The 21889-nt window shown below is 71.0% G+C and carries 20 protein-coding genes, 1 tRNA gene and 1 other RNA gene; 9 read left to right on the top strand and 13 right to left on the bottom strand.

The features are described from left to right. The first annotated feature begins 173 nt into the window (after positions 1-173). Positions 174-543: a transfer-messenger RNA gene (gene ssrA, locus QWJ90_RS07540) on the top strand. A 76-nt stretch (positions 544-619) separates the two neighbouring features. Here ssrA and QWJ90_RS07535 read toward each other — a convergent pair. From QWJ90_RS07535 to QWJ90_RS07510, 6 genes are all read right to left on the bottom strand, one after another. Continuing rightward, positions 620-1057 carry a hypothetical protein gene (locus tag QWJ90_RS07535; protein WP_290107070.1) on the bottom strand — a complete coding sequence of 146 codons (438 nt, stop codon included), beginning with the start codon at positions 1055-1057 and terminating at the stop codon, positions 620-622. 72 nt (positions 1058-1129) lie between these two features. Beyond that, the gene (gene trxA, locus QWJ90_RS07530; RefSeq protein WP_290107069.1) at positions 1130-1507 is read right to left on the bottom strand and encodes a thioredoxin; all 378 of its coding nucleotides are present in this window, start codon (positions 1505-1507) and stop codon (positions 1130-1132) included. 56 nt (positions 1508-1563) lie between these two features. Next, entirely contained in the window at positions 1564-2736 is a 1173-nt protein-coding gene (locus tag QWJ90_RS07525; protein WP_290107068.1) for a glycosyl hydrolase, read from the bottom strand. A 283-nt stretch (positions 2737-3019) separates the two neighbouring features. Next, a complete protein-coding gene (locus tag QWJ90_RS07520) occupies positions 3020-3847 on the bottom strand; it encodes an aldo/keto reductase (RefSeq protein ID WP_290107067.1) in 828 nt (275 codons plus the stop codon). Between the two features lie 28 nt (positions 3848-3875). Then, the gene (locus QWJ90_RS07515) at positions 3876-4418 is read right to left on the bottom strand and encodes a hypothetical protein (protein WP_290107066.1); all 543 of its coding nucleotides are present in this window, start codon (positions 4416-4418) and stop codon (positions 3876-3878) included. Further along, positions 4415-5254, bottom strand: coding sequence for an inositol monophosphatase family protein (locus QWJ90_RS07510; protein ID WP_290107065.1), 840 nt, complete (start codon positions 5252-5254; stop codon positions 4415-4417). The genes QWJ90_RS07515 and QWJ90_RS07510 overlap by 4 nt, the downstream gene beginning before the upstream one ends. Positions 5255-5421: 167 nt before the next feature. Here QWJ90_RS07510 and QWJ90_RS07505 point away from each other — a divergent pair. Further along, positions 5422-5494: transfer RNA gene (locus QWJ90_RS07505), tRNA-Lys, on the top strand. Between the two features lie 41 nt (positions 5495-5535). Here QWJ90_RS07505 and QWJ90_RS07500 read toward each other — a convergent pair. The 3 genes from QWJ90_RS07500 to QWJ90_RS07490 form a co-directional block, all read right to left on the bottom strand. Beyond that, complete coding sequence (locus QWJ90_RS07500) at positions 5536-6204, bottom strand: phosphoribosyltransferase (RefSeq protein ID WP_290107064.1); 669 nt, start codon at positions 6202-6204, stop codon at positions 5536-5538. Between the two features lie 538 nt (positions 6205-6742). Beyond that, positions 6743-8116 carry a cryptochrome/photolyase family protein gene (locus QWJ90_RS07495; RefSeq protein ID WP_290107063.1) on the bottom strand — a complete coding sequence of 458 codons (1374 nt, stop codon included), beginning with the start codon at positions 8114-8116 and terminating at the stop codon, positions 6743-6745. Between the two features lie 63 nt (positions 8117-8179). Continuing rightward, positions 8180-8968, bottom strand: a complete 789-nt coding sequence (locus QWJ90_RS07490) for an aminotransferase class IV (protein WP_290107062.1) — start codon at positions 8966-8968, stop codon at positions 8180-8182. Positions 8969-9008: 40 nt separating this feature from the next. Here QWJ90_RS07490 and QWJ90_RS07485 point away from each other — a divergent pair, with 40 nt between their 5' ends. Together QWJ90_RS07485 and QWJ90_RS07480 are read left to right on the top strand one after the other, a co-directional pair. Continuing rightward, entirely contained in the window at positions 9009-9605 is a 597-nt protein-coding gene (locus QWJ90_RS07485) for an anthranilate synthase component II (protein ID WP_290107061.1), read from the top strand. After that, positions 9602-11047 (top strand): anthranilate synthase component I family protein, encoded by a 1446-nt coding sequence (locus QWJ90_RS07480; protein ID WP_290107060.1) that lies wholly within the window; start codon positions 9602-9604, stop codon positions 11045-11047. The genes QWJ90_RS07485 and QWJ90_RS07480 overlap by 4 nt, the downstream gene beginning before the upstream one ends. Here the strand turns inward: QWJ90_RS07480 and QWJ90_RS07475 are convergent. Genes QWJ90_RS07475 through QWJ90_RS07465 form a run of 3 tightly spaced genes read right to left on the bottom strand, consistent with a single transcriptional unit; the run spans position 11032 to position 13431 of the window. Continuing rightward, a complete protein-coding gene (locus QWJ90_RS07475) occupies positions 11032-11676 on the bottom strand; it encodes a GntR family transcriptional regulator (protein ID WP_290107059.1) in 645 nt (214 codons plus the stop codon). The genes QWJ90_RS07480 and QWJ90_RS07475 overlap by 16 nt on opposite strands. A 58-nt stretch (positions 11677-11734) precedes the next feature. Next, complete coding sequence (locus QWJ90_RS07470; protein WP_290107058.1) at positions 11735-12973, bottom strand: MFS transporter; 1239 nt, start codon at positions 12971-12973, stop codon at positions 11735-11737. Continuing rightward, a complete protein-coding gene (locus tag QWJ90_RS07465; protein WP_290107057.1) occupies positions 12970-13431 on the bottom strand; it encodes a MarR family winged helix-turn-helix transcriptional regulator in 462 nt (153 codons plus the stop codon). Before QWJ90_RS07465 ends, QWJ90_RS07470 begins: the two co-directional genes overlap by 4 nt. 288 nt (positions 13432-13719) lie before the next feature. Between QWJ90_RS07465 and QWJ90_RS07460 the strand changes: the two genes are divergently transcribed. Continuing rightward, positions 13720-15555: an HNH endonuclease signature motif containing protein gene (locus tag QWJ90_RS07460; protein ID WP_290107055.1), complete on the top strand. Its 1836-nt coding sequence runs from the start codon at positions 13720-13722 to the stop codon at positions 15553-15555. A 25-nt stretch (positions 15556-15580) separates the two neighbouring features. Here QWJ90_RS07460 and QWJ90_RS07455 read toward each other — a convergent pair whose 3' ends face one another. After that, a complete protein-coding gene (locus tag QWJ90_RS07455; RefSeq protein WP_290107054.1) occupies positions 15581-15874 on the bottom strand; it encodes a hypothetical protein in 294 nt (97 codons plus the stop codon). A 170-nt stretch (positions 15875-16044) separates the two neighbouring features. On the opposite strand from QWJ90_RS07455, the gene QWJ90_RS07450 reads away from it, so the two are divergent. The 4 genes from QWJ90_RS07450 to QWJ90_RS07435 all read left to right on the top strand — a co-directional run bounded on the left by QWJ90_RS07450 (position 16045) and on the right by QWJ90_RS07435 (position 21889). Next, positions 16045-17463 (top strand): alpha,alpha-trehalose-phosphate synthase (UDP-forming), encoded by a 1419-nt coding sequence (locus QWJ90_RS07450; RefSeq protein ID WP_290107053.1) that lies wholly within the window; start codon positions 16045-16047, stop codon positions 17461-17463. Then, positions 17460-18251 carry a trehalose-phosphatase gene (gene otsB, locus QWJ90_RS07445; protein WP_290107052.1) on the top strand — a complete coding sequence of 264 codons (792 nt, stop codon included), beginning with the start codon at positions 17460-17462 and terminating at the stop codon, positions 18249-18251. Before QWJ90_RS07450 ends, otsB begins: the two co-directional genes overlap by 4 nt. A gap of 76 nt (positions 18252-18327) precedes the next feature. After that, positions 18328-20022 (top strand): dihydroxy-acid dehydratase, encoded by a 1695-nt coding sequence (gene ilvD, locus QWJ90_RS07440; protein WP_290107051.1) that lies wholly within the window; start codon positions 18328-18330, stop codon positions 20020-20022. A 61-nt stretch (positions 20023-20083) separates the two neighbouring features. Beyond that, positions 20084-21889 (top strand): acetolactate synthase large subunit, encoded by a 1806-nt coding sequence (locus tag QWJ90_RS07435; protein WP_290107050.1) that lies wholly within the window; start codon positions 20084-20086, stop codon positions 21887-21889.

Here is a 21889-nt window from a genome sequence, read left to right as displayed (position 1 = left end):
CGGTGGGAAGAGAGGAGTGCCCAGGTCGGCCCGGCGATTCGTCTTCTCCGCCCGCTGCGAGAGCAGTCGGGAATGACAGCGGGGGTGATCCTGTTGTAGTCTGTAGTGCTCGGGGAGACCCGAGATGACAACTCCACAGAGCGACAGCGGTTCCCTTCGCACGAAGGATTCCCGGGGCTGATCGGTTTCGACAGTGCTTGTGAATCTGCGAGAAGCGGGCCGAGGATGCAGGGTTATCTCGTAAACGCTCCCTGCGAACCAATAAGTGCCGAAACCAAGCGCACTGACTTCGCCCTCGCTGCGTAAGCGAGCCCGATAGTCCGTCAGACCGTGGGTGATCCCGACACGGATTCTGGCGTCATCTAGGGGTCTTGCTGCACGGTGGTGTCGAGACGCCGTGTGGGACTTTTCCTCGACTGGGCTTGTCGACTTAGGTGTCTGTGACAAAGGTCGGAGCCGAGTAGAACGTCTGCACAGACTGCGCCCGGAGAAGCCCCAGAGACTCAGCGCTGGACGGGGGTTCGATTCCCCCCAGCTCCACCGACCACTGTCGCTCATGAAGAACCCCCGCGTTCCCTTGCGAGAGCAGGGAACGCGGGGGTTCTTCATGCCCGGGGTCCTATGACGGGCTCTGCGCCTTCTCGTCCGGGTGCCCTGGTGTCCAGCCGAGCCAGCCGTAGTCCGTCTTGACGACGGTCCAGTCGCCGCAGGCGAAGGCGTGCGAGATCTTGAACACGTCGACTTCCGGCCCCGGCTGGTAGGCGGGCGCCGACTGACGCTCCACCGGCGCACACAGCGCGGAGGAGAGATCCGCATACGACTCGGCGGAGATCGCGGCGTCGTTGGCCTGCGTGGACCGGGTGACCTCGATTCCGGTGGCGTCCTCGGGCAGCCAGGGTGCCTCGATGCCGCTGTCGTCATCGAATGCGGTCGGATTCTCATACGTGGACCGCTTCTCCTTATGGAGCACGTCCTCGACGGTCGAGCATCCGGTGAGCAGGATCGCAGCGCTCGTGGTGACGGCGAGGGCCGTGAGGGCGAGCTTCGTCTTTCGCATGACTCAACCCTCTCGAGGACGGCGACGAAGCACATCGCTCCGCGGCATGAGGCCGCTACATCGAGAGGATGATCAGTCCGCCGCGGAGTCGTCGCCCTGCTGCGCGATCTGCGCATGGATCTCCGCCATGTCGAGCGCGCGCACCTGCTCGATGAGGCTCTCCAGGGCCGGGGCCGGCAGGGCGCCCGCCTGCGAGAACACGAGCACGTCGTCACGGAACACCATCAGGGTCGGGATCGACGTGATCTGCATCGCTCCGGCGAGGTCGCGGTTCGCCTCGGTGTCGACCTTCGCGAAGGTGATGTCGCCATGGACCTCGGAGGCCGCGTCGTAGACGGGAGCGAACATCCGGCAGGGGCCGCACCAGGCCGCCCAGAAGTCGACGAGCGTGATCCCCGGCGCCAGCACGGTCTCCTCGAAGTCCGTCATGGTCAGGTCGCGTGTGGGCATGTGTCTCTCCTCAGGACGGCGGCACGTCGTTGCAACGTAGCAGTCCGTGCCGCGACTCAGCCGCAGGCGTCCGAACCGCCGAACGACACCCACTTCGGCAGGTCCGCGCGGAACTGCTCCCGCTCCTCCTCATCGGCGAGGGCGGCCCAGTGCACGGTCGCGTCGGCCTCCGGCTCGAAGCGATCCCGTTCGAACCAGTTGACGAGCCGCAGCAGCGGGAAGTCCCGCCGCGTCTCGTCCGAGAAGACCTGCTTCCGCCAGGCACGGCGGATCTCCTGCCCGGCCTCGTCGTCGTCGCCGGTCACGAGCGCTGCGGTGCTCGGGATGGCCAGGGGATGGTTCCTGCGCTCGGCGTATTCCGCGTAGAAGTCGGGGACGGCGGTCTCGTCGCCCGCCAGGCCGTCGTAGGCGCCGGTCAGCTGCGCGGCGAACTTGTCGGCCTCCGGGATCTCGTTCTCACCCCAGGGGTAGCTGGAGCCCCAGTGCGTGAGGGAGATGCCGACCCAGTCGACAGCCTCGTCGCCGGGGTAGTACGGCGCGTAGGGGTCGTCGACTTCGGTGACCGTGCCGTCGCCGTCGGTGTCGAGCGCGCCGGCCTGCGCCGAGTCCGGCGCGAAGGAGTAGGCGCGCCCGGGGAACGGGTAGCCGCCGCCGTAGTTCGGCGCCCACATCATCGCCGCGCCCGGAACGTCGGCGTGCACCGCCGTCGCGATCCGCTGGAACGCCGCGACGTACGCCGTGGGCTGCTGTCCCCAGGGATACCAGGACCCGTTCATCTCGTGTCCGAAGCGCACGAGCACCGGCACCCCGAGCTCGGTCACGTCGACGAGCGTCTCGACGAGGTCCGACACCGCCTCGTCGGTCACGGCCGCCAGCCCGTCCGAGGGCTCCAGGGTCAGCAGCTGCGCGGCCCCGGCGTCAGCTGCCTGCTTCGCCGCATCGAGGACGTGCGCGCGATCCTCCTCACGCCAGGGGATCGGGGCGTAGGAGACGACGTCCGCCGGCTGCTCGCCCAGGAGGTCGGCGTACTCGGCGACGGTCTGCGCCTCCCAGTCCAGATCGACTCCGAAGGCGACGCCGTCCTCGGTCGCGAGCGCGTCGACCGCGCATGCCGCGCGCTCTCGCATCTCCTCGGCAGACGGCCCCGCTGCGCACGACGTCAGCGACGTCGCGAGGAGGGCGGTCAGGGCGAGCGCCGCGCCCGCGGATCGTCGCGCGGGTGACAGCATGCCTTCAGGATATCGATGCGGATGGCCCTGGCCGCGCCGCTCGCGCTCGTCGCCCTGCGCTCGTCGTGGGGCCCGCGTCCAGGCGCACGAAGCGCTCGAAGACTCGCTCGCGCTCGAAGACGGGGGCTCCCTCGGCCGAGCGAGGAGGAGGAGCGCGTCGACGATGCCCTGCAGGCGCAGGCGCTCGTCGTGGACGACCTCGGCCAGCTCCTCGGTCGACGTCGCATCAGGGTGCAGCTGAGCCAGCTCGGCGTGCTGTCGCAGAGTCGGCCGAAGCGCGCGGTCAGTCGAAGGACGGGTCGCGGCCGGTGCGAAGGCCCGACGCGAGGGCGGCGATCGCGGCCAGGTCTTCGTCGTCGAGCGCGAACCCGAAGACGTCGATGTTCGCGCGGATGCGGGAGGGCGTGACCGACTTCGGAATCACGACCGTGCCCTGCTGCAGGTGCCAGCGGATGACGACCTGCGCGGGCGCGACGCGGTGCTTCGCGGCGAGGATGGCCAGGGCCGGGTCGTCGAGGAGCCGCCCGCGCGCGAGCGGCGACCAGGCCTCGGTCACGACGGCGTGGTCCCGGTGGTAGGCGCGCAGCTCGCGCTGCGGGAGCAGCGGGTGCAGCTCCACCTGATTCACGACCGGGGCGACCTCGGTCTCCGTACGCAGGCGCTCGAGGTGCTCGACGGCGAAGTTGGAGACGCCGATGGAGCGGGCGCGCCCCTCGCTGCGGATGCGCTCGAGCGCGCGGTACGTCTCCACGTACCGGTCGCGCGAGGGGATGGGCCAGTGCACGAGGTAGAGATCGACCTCGTCGAGCCCGAGGCGGTCGAGGCTCGCGTCGAAGGCGCGCAGCGTCTCGTCGAACCCGTGGTCGTCGTTCCACACCTTGGTGGTGACGAACACGTCGTCTCGCGGGATGCCGCTCGTGCGGATCCCCTCGCCGACGCCGCGCTCATTGCCGTAGAGGGCCGCGGTGTCGACGTGCCGGTACCCCGCATCCAGCGCGACGCGCACGCACTCGGCGGCATCGCCATCCGGGATCTTGTACACGCCGAGTCCGATCTGCGGGATGGATCGCCCGTCGGAGAGGGGGACATGCGGCGCCGAGGGAGTCGTCATGCGTCCACTCTGCCGGAGTCCGGGCGCGTCAGCCCTGCCAGGTGATGACGTCGAGCCCGCTCTTGGTGTCGGAGAGCGCCACCCAGCCGTCTCCGAAGGCGTAGGTCATGCCGTAGCCCTCGTCATCCGCCCACTCCGCGGACGGCGAGCTCTCGGTGAGGTAGACGACGCCGTCGCCCTCCTCGCGCCGCCAACCCTGTTCGACGAGGAAGTCCTCCTCCTTCGTCGCGGTGCCGGCGTCGATCGGCGCCCAGCCGTACATCTGGACGACGTCGGTCGCCTCGACCTCGAAGTCGCCCCACGTGCAGCTCACGCCGCCGGGCACCTCGTGGGGGCCGATATAGAAGGGGTCGGTCCTGGCTGTCCAGCCGAGATCCTCGAACTGCGCGACGAGGGCCGGGGCGATGATCGTCTCGCACGTCGGCGGCAGCCCGGATCCGCCACCTCCGTCGCCGCTGTCGGCGTCGGGGTCCGGCGCTGTCGCCGTGCAACCGACGAGCAGCGTGGCGGCCAGCAGCGCCGTCGCTCCCGCGAGCGCGAGGCGAAAGGGTCGGCCGCTGCGCCGGATCATGGCGCGGCCAGTGGGGAAGCGGAAGACAGCAGCTCGAGGAACGCGTCGTGAAGGACGCCGTTGGTCGCGAGCGCGGAGCCCTCCGCCACGCTCGGCGCTCCGGTGAAGGACGTCATGCGTCCGCCGGCCTCCGTGACGATGGCGGCGGCGGCGGCGAGGTCGTACTCCTTGACGTCGAACTCCGCGACGAACTCGAGGCGGCCCTCGGCGAGCAGCATGTACGCCCAGATGTCGCCGTACGCGCGGTCGCGCCAGACGCGGCGGGAGAGTGCGACGAGCGCGTCGAGGTGACCCGCGCCATCCCACTGGGCGATGCTCTGGAAGCTCACGCTCGCGTCGTCGAGGTCGTCGACCCCGGACACGTGGATCGGGCGGGGCTCGCCGCCGTCGACGCTCGTCCACGCGCCGAGGCCCTCGGCCGCCCACCAGCGGCGGCGCATCGCGGGGGAGCTCACGACACCGAGGCGCGGGTAGCCGGCGATGTCGAGGGCGATCATCGTGCCCCACGCGGGCACACCGCGGAGGAAGTTCGCGGTGCCGTCGATGGGGTCGATGATCCAACGGCGCGGCGCCTCGTCGGTGCGGCCGAACTCCTCGCCGAAGATGGCGTCCTGAGGGCGCTCGGCGGTGATCAGCTCGCGGATGGCCCGCTCTGCGGCGAGATCGGCGTCGGTCACGTGGGTGCGGTCGGCCTTGCGCGACACCTGCAGGTCGGCAGCGTCGAACCGCGGCAGCGTCTGCGCGTCGGCGGCGTCGGCCAGGCGCAGCGCGAGCGCGAGGTCGTCGGCGAGCCCATCGAGGGCGGGCGCGGCGGGCGTCGGCGAGGCGGTGTTCACCCCCTCAGGATATCGGCGCGAGCTGCGGCGCCCAGGCACCACGACGCACGGCGAAACGGTGCGATGGAGTTCCGGCGCGCCCGGGATGCGGCGAGGATTCGCGCCGACCCGCCGACGCTGGTAATGTCGTTCCTCGGTTCGAGGGAACGAAATCCCCGGATCGGAACGCACCTCTAGCTCAATCGGCAGAGCAACTGACTCTTAATCAGTGGGTTCTGGGTTCAAGTCCCAGGGGGTGCACGGATCAGCCTCGGTCACTCTCGCCAGTGATCGGGGCTTTTTCACGTCTCGGGCGAGATCGTTCCCTCGCGCTCCCAGGCCTCGGCGAGGAGTGCTCGCACCTCGCCGTCGCTCGTCTGGTCGAAGCGCTCGTATGCCGAGCCGACCGCCCAGAGGCCCGGCGCGTCCCACACGCAGACGACCTCATCCGCCTCGTGCCGCAGCGCCCGCGCGGTCGCGCCGAGGGCGACCGGCACCGCGACGACCAGCTCGACCGGATCCTCGCGGCGGGCGGCGGCGACCGCGGCGCGCATGGTGGCGCCCGTCGCGAGGCCGTCGTCGACGAGAAGCACCGAGCGCCCCGCGATGCGCACCGGCGGGCGCTCGCCGCGGTACGCGCGCTGCCGGCGCCGCAGCTCGGCCTCCTCGGACGCGCGCACTGCTCCCATCGCGCGCGGGTCGGCGATCGCCGGATTCTCGACGGCCTCGACCGTGTCGCCGATTCCCGCTATCGCCCCCATGGCCACCTCCGGCTGCGCGGGATGGCCGAGCTTGCGCGCGACGAGCACGTCCAGCTCCGCGGACAGGTCGCGGGCGACTTCCGCCGCGACGGGGACGCCGCCACGGGGGAGCGCGAGCACCAGGAGATCGGCGCGCCACGAGCGCTCGCGGAGGACCTCTGCCAGCTCCCTCCCGGCGGCGCGACGGTCGCGAAAGCGCTCTCTCGACATCCTCGGTCGACCCCCTTCACAGGTCCGCGGGGCCACCTGCCCGGCGGAACAATGCCACTCGGAGCGCGTGCGTGCAAGGGGTGAAGTGCGGGGTTAATTCGACCGCATCTTCCACCTGGGAGCTGGCCGAGCGTTTTTACTGGGTTCCAGGTGAGGAACCGCACCACGACGTGGGGGCCGAGCTTCGTTGATTCGGAGCACGGAATCGTCGTGTGCGGACTGGGGCCTCGCCCACAAGGAGAGCACGATGCCTTTCATCCGCTACGACGTGTGTGCAGGTGCGGGGGACTCGGGACGACCGGCGAGCCAGACGATGCTCGGCGACGGACCTGGATTCCTGCCCAACACCCACACTCCGTTCGCGCGAGACGCGGAACCTCGAGGCGCGGCAGCGCGCCGCAGCGTGGCCGCCTGAGCAGGGCGACGCCGACAGCAGCCCGCCCTCTGGGGATGGCGGGTCGCCGAGTTCGCGTCGTCGACAAGCAAGGCCGGGCGGCAGTCCGGCGGGCATGAGCGGGGTAGGGCTTCGGAAGGAGCCCTACCCCGCTGCCGTCTCCCCGACCGTGCGCGGTTGCCGCTTCACCGTCTCGTAGGCGTCGAGAGCCGCCCGGCGCGACGCCTTCAGGTCGACCATCGGCATCGGGCCGATCCCGTCGGCATGGTCCGGCGCCCACCGCCGCACGTAGAGGCGTTGCGGGTCGAACTTCTGCGCCTGGAGCTCCGGGTTGAACACGCGGAAGAACGGCGCGGCATCGGCGCCGGAGCCCGCCACCCACTGCCAGTTGAAGGGGTTGCTCGCGGCGTCCGCGTCGACGAGCGTGTCCCAGAACCACTCCTCGCCGCACCGCCAGTCGATGAGGAGGTTCTTCACGAGGAACGACGCCACGACCATCCGCACGCGGTTGTGCATCGTCCCCGTGCGCCACAGCTCCCGCATGCCCGCGTCGACCAGCGCGAATCCCGTCCGGCCTCGCCGCCAGGCGTTGAGCGCGACCGGATCGAGCGGCGGCCAGGGGAATGCGTCGAAGCGGCGGTCGAGGTTCGCCGTCGCGAGATCCGGATGGTGGTACAGCGTGTGCCAGGCGAACTCGCGCCAGCCGAGCTCGGAGAGGAAGGCGCCCACGTCCGCGCCGGACGCCAGAGCGCGGTGCCAGACCTCGTGGGGGCTCAACTCGCCCCACCGCAGGTGCGGTGACAGCAGGGATGTCGCCCCGCCCGCTGGCTCGTCCCGGGCGCGCTCATAGTCGCGCACGTCGTCGTCGAGGAACGCTCGCAGCCGTTCGCGCGCGGCGGGCTCGCCCGGACGCCAGGTCTCGCGAAGGCCCGCCGCCCAATCCGGCGCGGTGGGCAGCAGCTCCCAGTCATCCAGGCGCTCGGATGCGGGAGCGACCTCGGGGCCGCGCAGCTCCTGTGGCTCGGGAAGCGGAGCGCGCGGTGCCGGCATCGCCTGGCAGGCGCGCCAGAAGGGGGTGAACACCGCGTATGGCGTGCCGCCGCCGGTCCGGATGGTCCACGGTTCGAACAGCAGCGAGCCCGCGAACGATCCCGCCTCCACCCCGCGTGCGCGCAGGTCGCTCTTGACCACCGCGTCGGTCTCACGCTCCGCCCCGCCGTAGCGGCGGTTCCACACGACCGCGCGGGCGCTCACCTCGCGAACGAGGGCGGGGATGGCCTCCGCCGCCGCCCCTCGCCGCAGGACGAGCGGCGCCCCCAAGGCGGCCATCCGCTCGCCGAGCGACGCCAGCGAGTGGTGCAGCCACCAGCGCGCCGCGCCTCCGAGGGGCCGCACCCCGGGCGATTCCTCGTCCAGGACGTACACGCCGACGACGGGCTCATCGCGCGCAGCGGCCGCGTGGAGCGCGGGATGGTCGGCGAGGCGCAGGTCGTCGCGGAACCAGACGATCGTGGTCACCGCGTCACGGTACCCCGGCGGCGTTCATGCCGCCCGGTGCTTGACCGCGGGCCGGCTGCTCTCCTATCGTCGCGCGGCGAGCGGCTCGAAGGGGATGGCCTGGTACGCCCGGTCGAGCTCGGCGAGAGCCGGATGGTCCGGGTCGAAGACCACATCGTCGATGGCGGAGATCGGCCGCACGCCGAAGCCCGCGTTCATCGCGAACGCCGCGCTCATCCTCTCGAGGTCCTCGCGCGTGACGGCAGCGCGCGTGCCGGGGGCGTCCCGCGCGAGCAGCTCAGCCGTCACTCCGGGGAGCACCTCCGCGTCCGGCCAGACGACGCGCCCGTCTGCGACGAAGCCGAGGTTCCATGTCGGTCCCTCGGAGAGCCAGCCGCGGCCATCCGCGAAGACCGCATCGTCCCAGCCCGCGCGCTGCGCCTCCGCGCGAGCGTGCAGGGCGCCGAAGAGGCCGGTGTGCTTCACGGCAGGCAGGTCGCGTGCGTACGCGGTCGTCCGCACACGCAGAGCCGATGGCGGGGCCCCGGCCGGCGGGCGAGGAGTCACCAGCACGCGGGGCCGGGATGGCGCTCCCGGCGCACCGAGGGTGAGATCGGGGTCGAAGACGGTCACCCGCACGAGCACGAGATCCGGCTCGTCGGCGATCGCGCGGCTCACCAGGTCGGGCACGCGGTCGCGGTCGAGATCGGCGCCGAACACCGCGCGGCAGTCGCGCACGAGCCGGTCGAGATGCAGCGACAGCCCCCGCACGCCGCCGGTCTCCACGCGCATGGTCGTGAAATGGCCGAAGCCGAGGAGGGCGAGCTGCTGCAGATCGGTCGCCGGAGCGGGGGCGCCGTCGAGCTGCTGCATGCGCTTAGTCTCCCACCCGCCGTGCCGCACAATGGTCTCGATGACGAAGGGACACGCGAGCGGTCGGCGAGTGCTCCTCGTCGACAACCACGACTCCTACACGGGCAACCTCCTGCAGCAGATCTGGGTCGCCACCGGGGTCGAGCCGCTCCTTGCGCAAAGCGACGAGCTGGACCTCGGCGTGCTGGGGTCGTGCTCGCACGTCGTGCTCGGGCCCGGCCCAGGGACACCGCACCGCGCTGCCGACGCGGGCCGCGGCTTCGAGGTTCTCGCGCGCACCGAGGTGCCCGTGCTCGGCGTGTGCTTCGGGTTCCAGCTCATGGCGGTCGCGCTCGGCGGCAGTGTCGCGCGCGCGCCGCGCCCCGCCCACGGGATGGTCGATATCGTCGAGCATGCGCCCTCGCCGCTCTTCGACGGCGTTCCTGAGCGCTTCGAGGCGGTGCGGTATCACTCGCTCGCGGTAGCCGATCCGGCACCCGAGGCGCTGCGCATCACCGCGCGGTCGAGCGACGGCCTCATCATGGCGGGGGAGTTCGCGGAGCGCGGCTGGTTCGGGGTGCAGTTCCATCCGGAGTCCATCGGGACGGGCGAGGGCGGCCGGATCGTCGAGAACTTCCTCGAGCGGACGACGCCGTGACGCGCCCGGGCGCCTGGCAGGCGTGGAGCGTCGTGCTGCCCCTCGAGGTCGAGCCCGACGCGCTCTTCGCGCACCTCTACGGCGAGAACGACGGCAGCGCCGTCTGGCTCGACAGCGCGCAGCAGGCCTACGGGATGGGGCGGTGGTCGATCATGGGAGCGCCCGCGACCGCGCACGATCACATCATCGAATTCTGGGCCGCCGACGGACGCGTGCGCTTCGACGGCGTCGACGCCGACGAAGGCATCGGTGTCGGCGCGCGACGGGATCTGTGGGCGGTGCTGGGTGAGCGCCTCGACGCCAACCCCGTCGAGGCGCCCGACGGGCTGCCGTTCGCGGGCGGATACGTCGGCGCGGTGGGCTACGGCGTGAAGGCGATCGGCGCGCGCTGGGCAGCGGTGGCGCCCGACGCGCAGCTCGTGCACCTCAGCCGGTTCGTCGCGCTCGATCACCTCGACGGGGTCGTGCACGTCGTGGCGGTCGGGCCGGCCGATGACGAGGACGACGCTCGTGCGTGGTTGGCGGCGACGGCGGATCACATCGCAGGAGCGAGCCCGCTGGGCGACCTGCCGCCCGTACCGGACGTCGGCCCCGCTCTCGCCACCGTCACCGCGGATCGCTACCGACGCGACCTCGCGGCCATCCGCTCGTGGCTGCTCGGGGGCGACTCCTACGAGGCCTGCTACACGTACGCCCTCGAAGCTCCCGTGACCGAGCCGCCCTTCACGGCGTACCGCCGCCTGCGTCGCGCCAACCCCGCGCCGTATGCGGCGTACCTGCGGCTGCCGCGCCGGACCATCCTGTCGTGTTCGCCGGAGCGCTACCTGCGGGTCACGAGCGCCGGATGGGCGGAGACGAAGCCCATCAAAGGCACCGCGCGGCGGATCGCCGACGGGACGGCCGACGGTGCGGCGGCGGCCGCGCTCGCCGCGGACCCGAAGACCCGCAGCGAGAACCTCATGATCGTCGATCTGCTGCGAAATGACTTGGGGCGGGTGTGCTCACCAGGCACGGTGACGGTGCCACAGCTCATGGCGGTGGAGAGCTACGCGACGGTGCACCAGCTCGTGACGTCGGTGCGTGGTCGACTGCGCCCGCGCTCGGCGGCGGCTGTGCACGCGGCGGGCGCCCTATTCCCGCCCGGCTCGATGACGGGGGCGCCCAAGAAGCGCACGGTGGAGCTGCTCGACGCGCTCGAAGCGGAGCCTCGCGGGGTCTACTCGGGCGTCATCGGGGCGTTCTCACGCTGCGGAGCCGTCGACCTGTCGGTGGTCATCCGGACGGCCGTCGTCGCCGACGGCGTCGCGCGCATCGGAACCGGGGGCGCGATCACGATCGACAGCGACCCGGGGGACGAGCTCGACGAGACGGTGGTCAAGGCGTCGGCGCTGCTCGCGGCGTTCGGCGCGACGCACCCGCTCGAGGCTCAGAGCGACGCGTAGATCGCGTGGATCTCGCGGATGATCCGCTCCACAGCGTCCGCATCCCGCTTCTCGACCGCCGGCCGCAGGCGCCGGTAGGCCTCGCGGATCTCCGCCACCCGCGACTCGGTGACGTCGTCCGCGGCATGCATGGCCCGCGCGAGCGCGAGGTTGATATCGCGCGTGGCCAGCTGCAGGTGCCGGCTGCGTGACTGCGCGATGAGGTGCAGGTAGAAGCTGTCGAGGCGTCGGCGCTGCTCGGCCAGATCGAGATCCTCGGCGAGCAGCGCGTCGAGGAGGGTGAGGGTCTCGGTCAGCTCCGCGTCGGTCATCCGCTCCATCGCGAGGCGGCCGGCCCAGCCGGCCTGATTGCCGGCGTACTCGAATGCGTCGCGCATCAACTCCCGACTGACCTCGGTGACGCGGGTGTAGCGGCTCGCCACCATCTCGATCAGACCGATGCGCTCAAGATGCAGCAGGGCCTCGCGCACGGGCATGCGCGAGACCCCGAGCCGTGAGGCGATCTCCTCGTCCTTGATCTGCGTGCCCGGCGCGAGCTCGCCGGCGATGATCGCCGCGGCCATCCGCTCGAAGACGAGCTCGCTCAGGCGGGCGGGGGTGGGGGCGTGGAGAGGGGCGAAGCCGCTCATCGCGATACCGGTCGGACGGGCATGCTCGCAGTGTACGACCGCCGCCCCTGCGGCGCCATCAGTCCGCGCCGCCGAGGAGGACGGCCTCCGCCTCGGTCGCGGGCGTCTCGTGCGCGCCGTCCGCGCGAGCGAGCAGGCGCCGGCCGGAGAACACGATCACGGCGGCGATGAGCGCGGCGGCCGCTCCGAAGACGTAGGGCGCGGTGTCGCCCCAGCTCTCGGCGAGAATCGCGGCGATCGGCGGGGCGGCCGCGCCGCCGAGGAAGCGGACGCCGGAGTACGACGACGAGGCGATCGAGCGCGGCACGTCCGTGGCGTCCATGACCGTCTCGGTGAGGATCGTGTTCATGAATCCGTAGAGCAGGCCGCCCGCGACGATGCAGGTCACGAGCGCCGGCTTGCTGTGCACGAGGAGCCCCGCCACGACGAGGTCGATCGCGATGAGTGGCAGGACGATCGCGATCGCCGTGGTGCGCTTGACGAAGCGCAGCAGGAACGGGGCGCCCCAGATCGATGTGATCGCGAGACCGAGGCCCCAGCCGAAGAAGGTGAAGCCGATGCCGAGCGCGGAGAACTCGAGCGGGAAGGGCGAGTACGCCAGCAGGACGAAGAACGAGATGTTGTAGAACACGGCCGCGACCGCCAGCAGCCCGAGCGCGGGGTTGCCCAGGGCCCGGAACGCGGCCGTCAGGCGCACGGGCGCGGGTCGCTCGGCGTCTGCCGGCGTCTTCAGCAGCACGGAGATCGCGATGATGGCGACGGCCATGAGCACGGCGACGCCGAAGAACGGCGCCCGCCACGTCATCTCGCCGAGCAGGCCGCCCACGAGCGGGCCGACGGCGAGACCGAGACCGAGCGCGGCCTCGTAGAGCATGATGGCGTTCGCGCTGCCGCCCGCCGCGGCGCCCACGATGGTCGCGAGCGCGGTGGAGATGAACAGGGCGTTGCCGAGCCCCCAGCCCGCGCGGAAGCCGATCACCATGTCGACCGACCCGCTGATCGCGCACAGGAACGCGAACACGAGGATGAAGGACAGCCCGATGAGGAGCGTCCGCTTCGCGCCGATGCGGCTGGAGATGAAGCTCGTGAACAGCATCATGATGCCCGTGATGACGAGGTAGCTCGTGAACAGCAGCTCGCTCTCCGCCGGCGTCGCATGGAGCTGATCGGCGATGGCCGGGAGGATCGGGTCCACGAGTCCGATGCCCATGAATGCGACGACGCTCGCGAACGCCACCGCCCATACCTGCATCGGCTGCTGCCACAGCGACGCCTTCTTGTGTTCTCCGGAGCTCATCGTGCCGAGCTCTCCTCTCTGCTGGTCTTCGGTGTCGTGAGATCGGGCGCCGTGCGCCGGGTGAGCAGCGCGGCCGTCGTGCGGATGGCCTCCCACTCGTTCGCGTCGAGATCCGCGAAGCGGGGGAGGAGCGCCTCGACGAGCTGCACGCGCCACGCCGCGTAGGCCTCGCGCCCCCGCTCGGTGGCGGCCACTCGAACCGCGCGGGAGTCGTCGGGGTCGCCGATGCGCTCGACGAGCCCGGCCTGCGCCATGGTGCCGATCAGGCGGGTCGCGCCGGGTTGGGTGATCCGGCTCAGCTGCGCGAGTTCGCCGATCCGCAGCGGGCCGCCGTCGCGCAGGATGGCGAGGGTGCGCCACTGCGCGGCCGGCGCCTCGTTGCGGGTCTCGAGTGCGGCGACGCGGGTGAGCGCGTGCGCCGCGACGATGATGCTCTCGAGGTCTCGGGCGTGATCCATCCCTCCAGCATACCGCAGTTATATAACCTTGGTATGCGTCAGGCGGGTGGCGAGAAGCCGGCGGTTGCGCCGATCAAGTGATCACCTTCACTCAGGGTGAACTCGATTCCCTGAAGCGGGGAGAGCTGATAGCCGACGGGGCGCTCAGACCGTTCATTGGTCCGCCATTTCGCGCTCGTATTGTGCACAGCGGGCACGCGTCGGCGTGTCTGAGGCGGGTTTTCCACACGTGCTGGATGTTCGATTTTCCGGTCCAGGAATGTCGGTGGTGACTTCTATCGTGAGGGCATGGTCAAAGACGCCAGCCCGGTCTCGCGAACCGCTCCCGCCACTTCGGTGGGTGCGGTCGCGGAGCTGCTGGACGGGGTCTTCGGGCTGGTCGAGCAGCTCCCCGACGCCGAGCTCGTGGCTCTGACCGGGCACGTCGAGCAGCTGGGCCGGATGGTCGACGCTGTCCGCGTTCGAACGGCAGGAGAGGTGACGCGACGCTCCCGGCCCGGGTTGGAGCATCCGCTGTCGGAGGGGCTGGGGTGCCGCACCGGGAGGGAGGTGCTGGAGCGGGTGACCGGGGTGCCGGGGGTGACGCTGTCGGGTCGGGCGCGGTTGGATGAGCGGACCCGGCAGCGGGAGTCCGCGACGGGGTTGCCGCTGCTGCCGGAGCGCCCGGTCCTCGCGGCGGCGCTGGCGGCCGGGCGGATCGGGGTGGAGCCGGCGGCGCTGCTGGTGAAGGCGTTCGATACGGCGTCGAAGGCGCTGCCGGCCGAGGAGCGGTACAAGGTCGATGCGATGGAGGCGCACCTGGTCGGCATCGCCACCGGCGCGATCTCCTCCGACCTCGACGACGCTGCTCTCCCGGATCCGCTCGTCGACCTCCTGGACCCGGCGACCGAGACCGCTGCAGACGCAGCCGCAGATACTGACGGCGATGCAGCGACGTGCGAGGTGTTGCCGCCGCCGTGGAGCGTGGTGAAGGCGCACGCGGATGCGTGGGTCGATGTGCTCACGGCGGACGGGTTCGATCCGGACCATGAACACGACAAGGCGTTCCGCGCTCGGAGTCTGACGGTCACGGAGCTTCCGAACGGGAACTTCCGGGTGAACGGGGTCCTCGTCCCCGAAGCCGGCGCCCTCCTGCAGATCCTCCTCGCCGCGCACACGAACCCCGCCCGCGCCGTGGCGTTCGCCGGCGCGGACGGGGCGGCGGGTGACGGGTCTGCGCCGACGTCGGACGCAAACGCCGACGGCGCCGACGGCACGGAAGACGCGGACGCGGGTGCCGGTAGCGGGTTTCTCGACGGGCTGGATCCGGAGGATCAGGGCGAGATGCCCTGGCAGGCGGAGGAGATCGTCCACGACCCCCGCACCGCCACGCAGAAACGCCACGACGCCCTCGTGGCAATGCTCTACGCCGCGTCCCGCGCCGCGGAGACCCCCACCCTCGGCGGGGCCGCCCCGACCGTGATGATCCACATCACCTGCGACGACCTCACCACCACCCGACCCGATGCCGATGCCGATGCCGGAACGAGTGGCAGGTCGGGGTGGGACGGCTCCTCGGAGCGGGGAAACGACTGCCCTCCAGGTCCGCCACGTCCGCCAGGCGCGCCTCCGCCTCCGGACACTCCGCCTCCGCCGTCCTCGCCACCGTGGTCACCGCCGCAGCGACGCCACTCGGGAATCGCGCACCTCGACGGCGCCTCCCGGGCCGTGCCGGCATCCGTCGCCCGGCGGATCGGGTGCAGCGGCGACATCCTCCGCGCCGTGTACGCCCCGAACGGCAGGATCCTGTCCCTCACCAGCGTGCAGCGCACCTTCACCGCCACCCAGCGCAAAGCCATCGTCGCCCGCGATGGCGGGTGCATCATCCCCGGGTGCACGATCCCCGCCGCCTGGTGCGAGATCCACCACGTCCAAGACCACGCCCGAGGCGGCCCCACCCACACCGACAACGGCGTCCTGCTGTGCTGGTGGCACCACCACCACCTCGAACACTCCGGATGGGACATCCAGATGCGAAACGGCACCCCCTACATCGCCGCCCCGAACTGGATCGACCGACACCACCGCTACCGGCCCGCCCCCACCTCCACCACCCGACTCCACACGAGAATCCGCGGCAGGTAGTAGAAGGTCAGATCAGCCATCCGATCTACTTCTTCGCGCGCTTGTGCTTCTTGTCGAGCTTCTGCTTCTTGCCCGGCTTCGGCGTTCCCGCGTACTTGTACTCCTTGCCGGCGATGGGGGAGTCCTCCGGCACGGCGCCGCCGTGGGAGGCGGTGCGGATGTCGCGCGCCTCGCCGATCGCGAGGAGGAGCGTGATCGCCCAGCTGATCCACGCGAGCGCCACCCGCCACGTGAACCGCTTGTGGTTGGCGCCCTTGAGCAGCGAGTAGCCGCTCGTGATCGCTCCGAAGAGGCCGGTTCCCATGAGGTACTTGCGCATGGCACCACGGTAGCGCCGTGACGGCCACGGCGAGGGCGGCAGCACCGGGGGTTGTGCCCGCGCGGGCCGCCTGCTAACGCGCGGAGCGTGTCGCGGCGACCGCGCTTCCGTCCCCCCGGCGGATGCCGCCGCCGTGGCTAGACTGACCCGGCACACATTGAAGGAGCGGCATGCCCAAAGCGGACCTCGTCGTCGTAGCCAACCGCCTTCCGGTGGATCGGATCCAGGATGAGAGCGGACAGCCCGCCTGGCGTCGCTCTCCCGGCGGTCTCGTCACCGCCCTCGAGCAGGTGATGCAGAAGGTCGACGGCGCCTGGGTCGGATGGGCCGGGAAGCCAGGACTTCAGGTCGACCCCTTCGACTTCGAGGGCACGCACCTCGTGCCCGTCGAGCTCAGCGAGGAGGAGCTCGAGGACTACTACGAGGGCTTCGCCAACGGCACGATTTGGCCGCTGTACCACGACGTCATCGCGACGCCCGTGTACAAGCGCCGCTGGTGGGACGCATACGTCCGCGTGAACCGCCGCTTCGCCGAGGCCGCCGCCGAGGTCGTGGATGAAGGCGGCTTCGTGTGGGTGCAGGACTACCAGCTGCAGCTCGTGCCGCAGATGCTGCGCGAGCTGCGCCCCGACGTCGTCATCGGCTACTTCCACCACATCCCGTTCCCCGCCTACGGGCTCTACGCCCAGCTGCCCTGGCGCCGGCAGGTCGTCGAGGGGCTCCTCGGCGCGGACGTCATCGGCTTCCAACGCGCGGCCGATGCCGGCAACTTCCAGCGCTCCGTGCGCCGGATCCTCCGCTACGGCACGAAGCGGGAGAGCATCACCATCCCGCAGCCCGACGGCACGGCGCGCACGGCGATCGCGAAGCCCTACCCCATCTCCATCGACGCGCAGTCGTTCATCGAGCTCGCGCAGGATCCGGCCATCCGCGCTCGCGCCGTGGAGATCCGCGAGCAGCTCGGCAACCCCTCGAAGATCCTCCTCGGCGTCGACCGGCTCGACTACACGAAGGGCATCCGCCATCGCCTCAAGGCCTTCGGCGAGCTGCTCGACGACGGTCGCGTCGAGGTGGGCGACGTCACGCTCGTCCAGGTTGCGAGCCCCAGCCGCCCGGGCGTCGAGGCGTACCAGGAGCTGCGCGACGAGATCGAGCTCACGGTCGGCCGCATCAACGGCGACTACGACACCATCCACCACACCGCCATCCGATACCTCCACCAGGGCTTTCCGCGGGAGGAGATGGTCGCGCTCTACCTCGCGGCGGACGTCATGCTCGTCACCGCCCTGCGCGACGGCATGAACCTCGTCGCCAAGGAGTACGTCGCCGTGCACGCCGACAACCGCGGCGTGCTCGTGCTCAGCGAGTTCACCGGCGCGGCCGACGAGCTCACCAGCGCCCTCCTGATCAACCCGCACGACATCGGGGGGATGAAGGACACGATCATGCGGGCGATCGAGATGCCGGTGGCCGAGCAGTCGCGCCGGATGCGCAGCATGCGGCGCCGCGTGCTGGAGAACGATGTCGAGCGCTGGGGGCGCCGCTTCCTCGCCGACCTCGAGACGTTCCGGGACTCGCGGCGGCGATGAGCGCGCAGGGGCAGGACGACGCCATCACCGACGACGCGCTCACCGCCGTCGCCACGACACCTCGGCTGCTCGTCGCGCTCGACTTCGACGGCACGCTCGCGCCGCTCGTCGACGAGCCGCTGACGGCCCGCGCACTGCCGGAGGCGCGCAGCGCGGTGGCGGAGCTCGCCGCGCTTCCCGACACCGTCGTCGCGTTCGTCTCGGGACGCTCACTCGCCGACCTCCGGGTGATCGCTGAGCACGACGACGCGTCGCCCGTCTGGCTCGCCGGGTCGCACGGCGCCGAGCACTGGCGCCCCGTGACGGCCCCGCCGCGGCGAGGCGACGAGAGCGCATCGGATGGCGACGCGGCATCGATCGTCGACGCTGCGGAGGCGATCGTGGCCGACCTCGACGGCGCTTGGATCGAGCGCAAGGCGTTCGGCTTCGCCCTGCATACGCGCCTCGCCGACGACGAGAGCACCGCGCGCGCCCAGGAGGGCGTCGACGCTCTCGTCGCCGAGTGCGCTCCCGGATGGCGGCGGCGCACTGGACGCGACATCGTCGAGTTCGCGTGGCGGCACGAGGGCAAGGACTCCGCGGTCGCCGAGCTGCGCGAGGCGACCGGCGCGACCGCCGTGCTCTTCGCGGGCGACGACGTCACCGACGAGGACGCGCTGCGCTCGCTCGGGCCCGGCGATCTCGGGGTGCGCGTGGGGGAGGGCGCGACCGCCGCGACCGTGCGCGTCCCGGACGCCCCGGCCCTCGCCGCACTGCTCATCGAGATCGCGCGTCGTCGCGCATCCTGACAGCCCCGCCGGGGCGGCGTCGAGCCAGGTGCTCAGCGCGTCGAGGGGCGTCGACGGCGGGGAATAGACTGCCTGCGTGAGCGAGATCGACATCAAACCGCGCAGTCGCGTCGTGACCGACGGCATCGAGGCCACCACGTCGCGGGGGATGCTCCGCGCGGTCGGGATGGGCGACGCGGATTGGGACAAGCCGCAGATCGGCATCGCGTCGAGCTGGAACGAGATCACCCCCTGCAACCTGTCGCTGGATCGCCTCGCGCAGGGCGCGAAGGAGGGCGTGCACTCCGGCGGCGGGTACCCGCTGCAGTTCGGCACCATCTCCGTCTCCGACGGCATCTCCATGGGCCACGAGGGCATGCACTTCTCGCTCGTCAGCCGCGAGGTCATAGCGGACAGCGTCGAGACCGTCATCATGGCCGAGCGCCTCGACGGCACCGTGCTGCTCGCCGGCTGCGACAAGTCGATCCCCGGCATGCTGATGGCCAGCGCGCGCCTGGGGCTCTCCAGCGTCTTCCTCTACGCCGGGTCGATCGCGCCGGGCTGGGTCAAGCTCTCGGACGGCACCGAGAAGGACATCACGATCATCGACTCCTTCGAGGCTGTCGGCGCCTGTCGCGCCGGGCTCATGTCGGAGGAGGACCTGAAGCGCATCGAGTGCGCGTTCGCACCCGGTGAGGGCGCGTGCGGCGGCATGTACACGGCCAACACCATGGCGTCGGTCGCCGAGGCGCTCGGGCTGAGCCTGCCGGGCTCCGCAGCGCCGCCGTCGGCGGACCGCCGTCGCGACTACTTCGCGCACCGCTCGGGCGAGGCCGTCGTGAACCTGCTGAAGCAGGGGATCACGACCAAGGACATCCTGACGAAGGAGTCGTTCGAGAACGCGATCGCCCTGGCGATGGCACTCGGCGGCTCGACCAATGTGGTGCTGCACCTGCTGGCCATCGCGCGCGAGGCGCAGGTGGAGCTGAATCTCCACGACTTCAACCGCATCGGCGACCGCGTGCCGCACGTGGCGGACATGAAGCCGTTCGGCAAGTACGTCATGAACGACGTCGACCGTCACGGCGGCATCCCCGTCATCATGAAGGCGATGCTCGACGAGGGCCTGCTCCACGGCGACGCGCTCACGGTCACGGGCAAGACGGTCGCGGAGAACCTGCGCGACCTCGACCCGGACCCCATCGACGGGGAGGTCGTGCACCGCTTCGACGACCCGATCCACGCCACGGGGGGCCTGACCATCCTGCACGGCTCGTTCGCACCGGAGGGCGCCGTCGTGAAGACGGCGGGATTCGACGCGTCGGTGTTCGAGGGGCCGGCACGGGTGTTCGAGCGCGAGCGCGGCGCGATGGACGCGCTCGCGAACGGCGAGATCAGCGCGGGCGACGTGGTGGTCATCCGCTACGAGGGACCCAAGGGCGGCCCCGGCATGCGCGAGATGCTGGCGATCACGGCGGCCATCAAGGGCGCTGGGCTCGGCAAGGATGTACTACTCTTGACGGACGGTCGATTCTCAGGCGGCACAACCGGGCTGTGCATCGGCCATATCGCACCAGAGGCAGTGGACGCAGGTCCTATCGCCTTCGTGCGCGATGGTGATCTGATCAGGGTCGATATCGCGGCTCGCACTCTCGACCTACTCGTCGATGAAGCAGAGCTGAGCTCCCGCCGTGCCGGCTGGGAGCCCCTGCCCCCGCGCTACACCCGAGGCGTTCTGGCCAAGTACTCCAAGCTCGTGCGCTCCGCCGCGGAAGGCGCGACGACCGGCTGAGCCGGCCCGCGCGTCGCGGCGACCACGGATCATCCCCACCCCCAAGCGAGGAAGCATCATCATGCCTGCCGAAACCGCATCGGCCGTTCCCCGGCCACCCGCTCGCACCACCGCGCAAGCGCCCGTGCTCACGGGCGCTGAGGCGGTCGTCCGCACCCTCGAGCTGCTGGGTGTCACGGACGTCTTCGGGCTGCCGGGCGGGGCCATCCTGCCCGTGTACGACCCGCTGATGTCGGCCAAGAAGCTGCGCCACATCCTCGTCCGTCACGAGCAGGGCGCGGGGCATGCGGCCGAGGGCTATGCCGCGGCGAGCGGCAAGGTCGGCGTCGCCATCGCGACGAGCGGCCCGGGTGCCACGAACCTCGTCACCGCGATCGCCGACGCGTACATGGACTCGATGCCGGTCCTCGCGATCACCGGACAGGTGTTCTCGACGCTGATGGGCACGGACGCCTTCCAGGAGGCCGACATCGTGGGCATCACGATGCCGATCACCAAGCACTCGTTCCTCGTGAAGGACGCATCGGAGATCCCGGGCGCGATCGCCGCGGCCTACGAGATCGCCTCCACCGGCCGACCCGGTCCCGTGCTCGTCGACATCACCAAGGACGCGCAGCAGGCGGAGGCGCCGTTCGTGTGGCCGCCCCGTTACGATCTGCCCGGCTACCGGCCGGTCACCAAGGCGCACGGCAAGCAGATCCAGGCGGCCGTCGCGCTGATGGCCGAGGCGCGCAAGCCCGTGCTGTACGTGGGCGGCGGCGTCATCCGCGGCAATGCGGCGGCGGAGCTGAAGACGTTCGCCGAGGCGACCGGCGCTCCCGTGGTCACCACGCTCATGGCGCGCGGCGCGTTCCCCGACTCCCACCCGCAGAACCTCGGCATGCCGGGCATGCACGGCGCCGTCCCGGCGGTGCTCGCACTGCAGGAGAGCGACCTCATCGTCTCCCTCGGGGCGCGCTTCGATGACCGCGTGACCGGCAAGGCGGCGCTGTTCGCCCCGCACGCGAAGGTCGTGCACGTGGACATCGACCCGGCCGAGATCTCGAAGATCCGCACGGCCGACGTCCCGATCGTGGGGGATCTCAAGGAGGTCCTCGTCGACCTGGACACCGCGTTCCGCTCGGTCTCGACCGCAGGCACGCCCGACTACGACGAGTGGTGGGCCTACCTCCGCGGGCTGCAGGACCAGTACCCGCTGGGCTTCGCGCCGACGACCGACGGGCACCTCGCCCCGCAGGCGATCATCCAGCGCATCGGCGAGCTGACCGGCCCCGAGGCCGTGTACGCCTCCGGCGTGGGACAGCACCAGATGTGGTCGGCGCAGTTCATCAAGTACGAGCGTCCGAACTCGTGGCTGAACTCCGGCGGCGCCGGCACCATGGGCTATTCGGTGCCCGCCGCGATGGGCGCCAAGGTGGCAGAGCCCGACCGCGTGGTGTGGGCGATCGACGGCGACGGCTGCTTCCAGATGACGAACCAGGAGCTCGCCACCTGCGCGCTCAACGACATCCCGATCAAGGTCGCCATCATCAACAACTCGTCGCTCGGCATGGTGCGCCAGTGGCAGACCCTGTTCTACGACGGCCGCTACTCGAACACCGACCTGCAGACGGGGCACGACACCGTCCGCATCCCGGACTTCGTGAAGCTCGCCGAGGCCTACGGCTGCCTCGCCATCCGCGTCGAGCGGGAGGACCAGGTCGACGACGCCATCCGCCTCGCGCTGGAGACGAACGACCGCCCCGTCGTCATCGACTTCGTCGTGAGCGCCGACGCCATGGTGTGGCCGATGGTCCCGCAGGGCGTCAGCAACAGCTACATCCAGTACGCGCGCGACCACTCGCCCGCCTTCTCCGAGGAGGACTGA

The organism is Microbacterium oryzae (assembly GCF_030406385.1).
GTDB classification, from domain to species: domain Bacteria; phylum Actinomycetota; class Actinomycetes; order Actinomycetales; family Microbacteriaceae; genus Microbacterium; species Microbacterium oryzae_A.
Note: the sequence above shows the minus strand (reverse complement) of the source record. Positions and strands in the feature narration are given on the sequence as shown.